This window comes from Spirillospora sp. NPDC046719, from assembly GCF_040645715.1.
Lineage (GTDB): Bacteria > Actinomycetota > Actinomycetes > Streptosporangiales > Streptosporangiaceae > Spirillospora.
Genome location: NZ_JBEYYT010000547.1, coordinates 1 through 5,341, shown reverse-complemented (window position 1 = coordinate 5,341; position 5,341 = coordinate 1). Strand labels below are relative to the sequence as shown.

General features: G+C 74.5%; 6 protein-coding genes. 5 read left to right on the top strand and 1 reads right to left on the bottom strand.

Going from position 1 to position 5,341, the window contains the following annotated elements:
• On the bottom strand, positions 1 to 255 hold a 255-nt coding region (locus ABZ914_RS45630; protein ID WP_500200921.1), incomplete at its 3' end, for a hypothetical protein.
• A 198-nt stretch (positions 256 to 453) separates the two neighbouring features.
• Here ABZ914_RS45630 and ABZ914_RS45625 point away from each other — a divergent pair.
• From ABZ914_RS45625 to ABZ914_RS45605, 5 genes are all read left to right on the top strand, one after another.
• Complete coding sequence (locus tag ABZ914_RS45625) at positions 454 to 1,728, top strand: cytochrome P450 (protein ID WP_500200920.1); 1,275 nt, start codon at positions 454 to 456, stop codon at positions 1,726 to 1,728.
• A 48-nt stretch (positions 1,729 to 1,776) separates the two neighbouring features.
• Positions 1,777 to 2,745, top strand: a complete 969-nt coding sequence (locus tag ABZ914_RS45620; RefSeq protein WP_500200919.1) for a hypothetical protein — start codon at positions 1,777 to 1,779, stop codon at positions 2,743 to 2,745.
• A 201-nt stretch (positions 2,746 to 2,946) separates the two neighbouring features.
• On the top strand, positions 2,947 to 4,581 hold the full coding sequence (abc-f, locus tag ABZ914_RS45615; protein WP_500200917.1) for a ribosomal protection-like ABC-F family protein: 1,635 nt from the start codon (positions 2,947 to 2,949) through the stop codon (positions 4,579 to 4,581).
• 101 nt (positions 4,582 to 4,682) lie between these two features.
• On the top strand, positions 4,683 to 5,069 hold the full coding sequence (locus tag ABZ914_RS45610) for a DUF2267 domain-containing protein (RefSeq protein ID WP_190856499.1): 387 nt from the start codon (positions 4,683 to 4,685) through the stop codon (positions 5,067 to 5,069).
• 61 nt (positions 5,070 to 5,130) lie between these two features.
• Positions 5,131 to 5,341 (top strand): hypothetical protein (locus ABZ914_RS45605; protein ID WP_500200916.1); only part of this gene is annotated, 211 nt, incomplete at its 3' end.

The window sequence follows — 5,341 nt, the reverse complement described above, 5'->3', positions numbered from 1 at the left end:
GCCCCGGCGGCGCCTCTTGGACGCCGGCTCGCCGTAGCCCGGCTTCGGCTCGGGCGAGATGTCCTGCTGCTTGCCCCGGTGGATGCGGTCGAGCCGCTCGGCGTGGTGGTGCGGCTGGTGCTTCGGCGCCGAGTGCGGCTGCTTGGACGCGCCGGTGGTGACGTTCCGGGCGCTCGGGGCCTTCCCCTGCTCCCTGGCCTCGCGGGCGGCCTTCCGGCGCTGCTCCACGTTCCCTTCCATCTTCTTGCCGGCCATGACATCCCCCCTGTCTCCGGCCTGCGGTCACCGTCCTACCCGCCCCGCCCCGGCGCCATTCGACCGCAACACCCCATCGGACGCAGAGCGGCACGAACAGGACACACAGTGAGATCTGGCGGCCGCCGTCTCAAAGATGTGATGTTTTAGATCCTGCACGGAGGTGCGATGTGCGCTTCTGATCAATAACCTGCGATCATGGCGAATGTCGGGGCACGCGCGGCCAAGTGGCTTGTACGGGGATACATCGCCAGGAAGCAGCGTGCCGGCTTCAATCTCGAGTCGATCCGGTTCCTGCCCAACTCCACGCTGGCGCCGTTGCGCCGCGACGGTCTGGACCCGGTGAGCGACCTCACCGCGATGCGCGAGGCGCGGCGCATCAGCAAGCTGCCGCTCCCGTTCGGTTTCGGCGTCTGGCTGGTGACCGGCTACGAGGAGGCCAAGGCCGTCCTCGCGGACGCGGACTCGTTCAGCAACGACCTGTCCAACCTCGTCGGCAAGGTGGACGTCCCGGCCGGGTTCACGCCCGGCGGGCTGGGGTTCTCCGACCCGCCCGTGCACACCCGGCGGCGCAAGCTGCTGACGCCGGAGTTCACCATGCGCCGGCTGAGCCGCCTCACGCCGCTGATCCACACGATCGTCGAGGAGCGGCTCGACGCGATGGCGGACATGACCGGCCCCGTCGACCTGATGGAGTCGTTCGCGCTGCCCGTCCCGCTGCTGACGATCTGCGAGCTGCTCGGCGTCTCCCACCGCGACCGCAGCGACTTCCAGCGGCTGAGCAGCGCCCGGTTCGACCTGTTCGGCGGGGCCAGCGCGTCGGTCGGCGCGATCTCCGAGTCGATGGACTACCTGCTCGAGGTCGTCCGCCGGCAGCGGGTCGAGCCGGGCCCCGGCCTGATCGGCATGCTGATCCGCGAGCACGGCGACGAGCTCGACGACCTGGAGATCGCCGGGCTCTCCGACGGCGTCCTCACCGGCGGCCTGGAGACGACGGCGAGCATGCTCGCGCTCGGCTCGATCGTGCTGCTGCGCGACCGGGAGCAGTTCCAGCGGGTGCACGACGACGACGAGGCGATCGTCCCGTTCGTGGACGAGCTGCTGCGGTACCTGACGGTGGTGCAGCTGGCGTTCCCGCGGTTCGCCCGCAAGGACACCGAGGTCGACGGGGTGCGGATCGCGGAGGGCGACGTCGTGCTGATCTCGCTGTCGGCGGCGAACCGCGACCAGGCGCTCGGCTCCGACATGGACGGTTTCGACGCCGGCCGCAAGACCCCGCCGCACCTGGCGTTCGGCTGGGGCGCGCACCGCTGCATCGGGGCCGAACTGGCCAAGATGGAGCTGCGCGCCGCCTACCCCGCGCTCGTCCGCCGGTTCCCGGACCTGCGGCTCGCGGTGGAGCCGGACAAGCTGAGCTACCGCAAGCTGTCGATCGTCTACGGCGTCAACTCGCTGCCGGTGCATCTCCGCTGAGCGCACGGGCGCGCGGGTAATCGCGGACAGCGCGGGTAGTGCCGGGGCGTGACCTCACTACTGAAGGGCGTCCTGCGCGGCATGGCGGCCGGCGCCGCGGGGACGACCGCGCTCAACGCGACGACCGAAGCGGACATGGCGATACGGGGCCGCCCGGCGAGCGGGACGCCGGCCGCCGTCGCGGGCGCGCTGACCGACCGCGCCGGAGTGCGCCTGCCCGGCGGCGAGCTGGAGCGGGCGAACCGGCTGGACGGCCTCGGCGCGCTCAGCGGCACGTGCACCGGGATGGCGGTGGGCGCGCTGGCCGGAGCGCTGCGCGCCGCCGGGATCCGGCTGCCCGCCGTCATCGGCGGGCCGCTGCTGGGCGCGGCGGCGATGGCGGCCTCCGACCTGCCGATCGCCCGGCTGGGGATCTCCGATCCGCGCACCTGGACCAGGACGGACTGGGCGTCCGACGCCATCCCGCACCTCGTGTACGGGATCACGACGCATTCCGCGCTCCGCGCGATGTTCCGCGCCGACGAGGAGCGCAAGGCCCTCCGGCAGCCGGCGCCCGACCGCCCGTCCCGCGGCGCCCTGATGCGGGCCGCGGCGCTCGGCGCGGCCACCGGCTGCCGCAGCTCCGCCGGGCTGAGCGCGCTGGCGCTGCGCTCGCGCCGCTACTACCCGGGGCTGTCCGGACGGCTCTCCCATCCCGCCGTCAAGGTGCTGAACGGCCTGTTCACGGTGGCCGAGATGGGGCTCGACAAGCTCCCGTCCGTCCCGCCGCGGACCTCGCCCCAGGGCCTGGCGCCCCGCGTGGCGCTCGCGGCCGTCGCGGCCCGGGCCATGGCGCGCCGCGACGGCATCCGCAGCGGGCCGCCCATCGTGCTCGCCACCGCGACCGCCACGGCGAGCGCCGCGGCCGCCGTCCGGCTGCGCGCGGCGGCCGCCGACCGGATGGGCTCCGACCTGCCCGGCGCCCTCGCGGAGGACGCCACCGCGGCGCTGCTGGGCCAGGTGGGCGCCGCGCGCTGATAAAGTGGGCCCGGACGAGTGATCCGCAGAGGGAGATCAGCAGTGGCAGGTGACGACGACATCTCCGGGTGATCCCGGAAGTGATCGGCCACCGGTGCGCGCGGACGAGCGCCGCCGATGTGGCCGTCCCGTCGTCGCTTCTCATCCCTGCCCCTGCCGGGCGGCTCCGGTACGCCCGCCGCATCCCATGAGGTCCCTCACGTGTCCGATGCCCGCATCGTCTGCTCCGCCCTGTCCTTCTCCTGGCCCGGCGACGTCCCGGTGTTCCAGGACCTGTCGTTCACCGTCGGCGCCGGCCGCACCGGCCTCGTCGCGCCGAACGGCGCCGGCAAGAGCACGCTGCTGAAACTGATCGCCGGGGAGCTCCGCCCGGCCGCCGGGACCGTCTCGGTCGAGGGCGTGCTCGGCTACCTGCCGCAGACGCTCCCGCTGGACGGCGACCTGACCGTGGCGGACGTCCTCGGCGTCGCCCCGGTGATCCGCGCGCTGGACGCCATCGAGTCCGGCGACGCCGCCGAGGAGCACTTCGCCGTGATCGGCGACGACTGGGACATCGAGGAGCGCACCCGCGCCCAGCTCGACCGGCTGGGCCTCGGCGACGTCGCCCTGGACCGCCGGCTGGACACGCTCAGCGGCGGCCAGGTCGTCTCGCTCGGCCTGGCCGCGCAGCTGCTGAAGCGGCCGGACGTGCTGCTGCTCGACGAGCCGACCAACAACCTCGACATCGACGCGCGGCACCGGCTGCACGGCGTCCTGGAGGACTGGAACGGGTGCCTCCTCGTGGTGAGCCACGACCGGACGCTGCTCGACCGGATGGACCGCATCGCCGAGCTGGAGCGCGGCGAGATGCGCTTCTACGGCGGGAACTTCACCGCCTACGAGGAGGCGCTGCGGATCGAGCAGGAGGCCGCGGAGAAGGACGTCCGCAGCGCCGAGCAGGAGGTGAAGCGGGAGAAGCGCGAGATGCAGCAGGCCCGGGAGCGGGCGGCGCGCCGGCAGAGCAACGCCGCGCGCAACCTCAAGGACGCGGGCCTGCCCAAGATCCTCGCCGGCGCGCGCAAGCGGCGCGCCCAGGAGTCGGCCGGCAGGGCCGACGGGGCGCACGCCGCGCGGCTCGGCGACGCCCGCGCCCGGCTCCAGGAGGCCGAGCGCGCCCTGCGCGACGAGCAGGCGATCAGCCTGGAGCTGCCCGCCACCGCCGTCCCCGCCGGGCGGACGGTGTTCCTCGGCGAGCGCATGCGGGTCCGCTACGGGGACCGGGACGTCTTCGCCGGGCCCGGCGCGAGCCTGGAGATCCGCGGCCCCGAGCGGGTCGCGCTGATCGGCGCGAACGGCACCGGCAAGTCGACCCTGCTCCGGCTGATCGGCGGCGACCTCTCCCCCGAGGGCGGCGGGACGGCGCGGCGGGCCGACGGGCGCGTCGCGTACCTGTCGCAGCGCCTCGACCTGCTCGACCTCGACCGCACGGTGGCGGAGAACCTCGCCGCGTTCGCGCCGGGCGTGCCGGAGGCCGAGCGGATGAACCTGCTCGCCCGGTTCCTGTTCCGCGGGGCCCGCGCGCACCTGCGGGTCCGCGTGCTGTCCGGCGGGGAGCGGCTGCGCGCCACGCTCGCGTGCGTGCTGTGCGCCGAGCCTGCGCCGCAGCTGCTGCTCCTGGACGAGCCGACGAACAACCTCGACCTGGCGAGCGCCACCTGGCTCGTCGGCGCGCTCAACGCCTACCAGGGCGCGTTCGTGGTGGTCAGCCACGACGAGCGGTTCCTGGCCGACATCGGGGTGAACCGCTGGCTGCGGCTCGCCGACGGCAGGCTGCTGGAGGCCGCGGCGCCCGCCTGACCCCGTCCCGGAGCGGGTCGTCCGGGATGAATGCCTTCTCCGACCGGCGGGTATCGGGTTCCGCATGGCCGTGACCGTCTGAGCCGACCTTCGGGGGGATCATGAAGGAGCACGAAATGGTGTCGGCCGTCCGCGAGACCGGGCGCATCGACACCACCGACCACGCCGAGCGCGCCATCGACGCCACGCTCGCGGTCCTCGGCGAGCGGCTGGCCGGCGGCCAGAGCCGCGACCTGGCCGCGCAGCTTCCGCCCGCGCTGGCCGAGGCGCTGCCGGAGGAGGGCCCCGGGCTGCGCTTCGGGCTGGAGGAGTTCTACGAGCGCGTCGCCGACAACGAGGGCACCCGGCCGCCGCAGGCCCGCCAGCACGCGCGGGCGGTGGTGGCCGCCGTCAAGGCGTCGGTCGAGCCGGGGCTGTTCGAGCACATCATGGCGCAGCTCCCGGACGACTACGACGACCTGCTCGGCACGCAGCCCGTGCAGCACTGACCGGCGGCGCCGGCGGGCGTCACCGACCGCCCGGCGCACCGGCCGTTTCCCGTCCTCTACGATGCCGCGAGGGACCGAGGGGACGGGGGGCGGCTCGATGCGCGGGCAGGGCGGAACGCCGCGCGGGCGCGGCAGGACGCTGCCCGGGATCGTCGCGGGCGCGGTGGTGCTGACGCTCGGCGCGGACGCCTGGGTGCTCGCGACGGGCCGGGCCGACGGCGGCGGGCATGAGCGGCCGCCCCGCGACCTGGTGTCGGTCGCCAAGGCCGGCG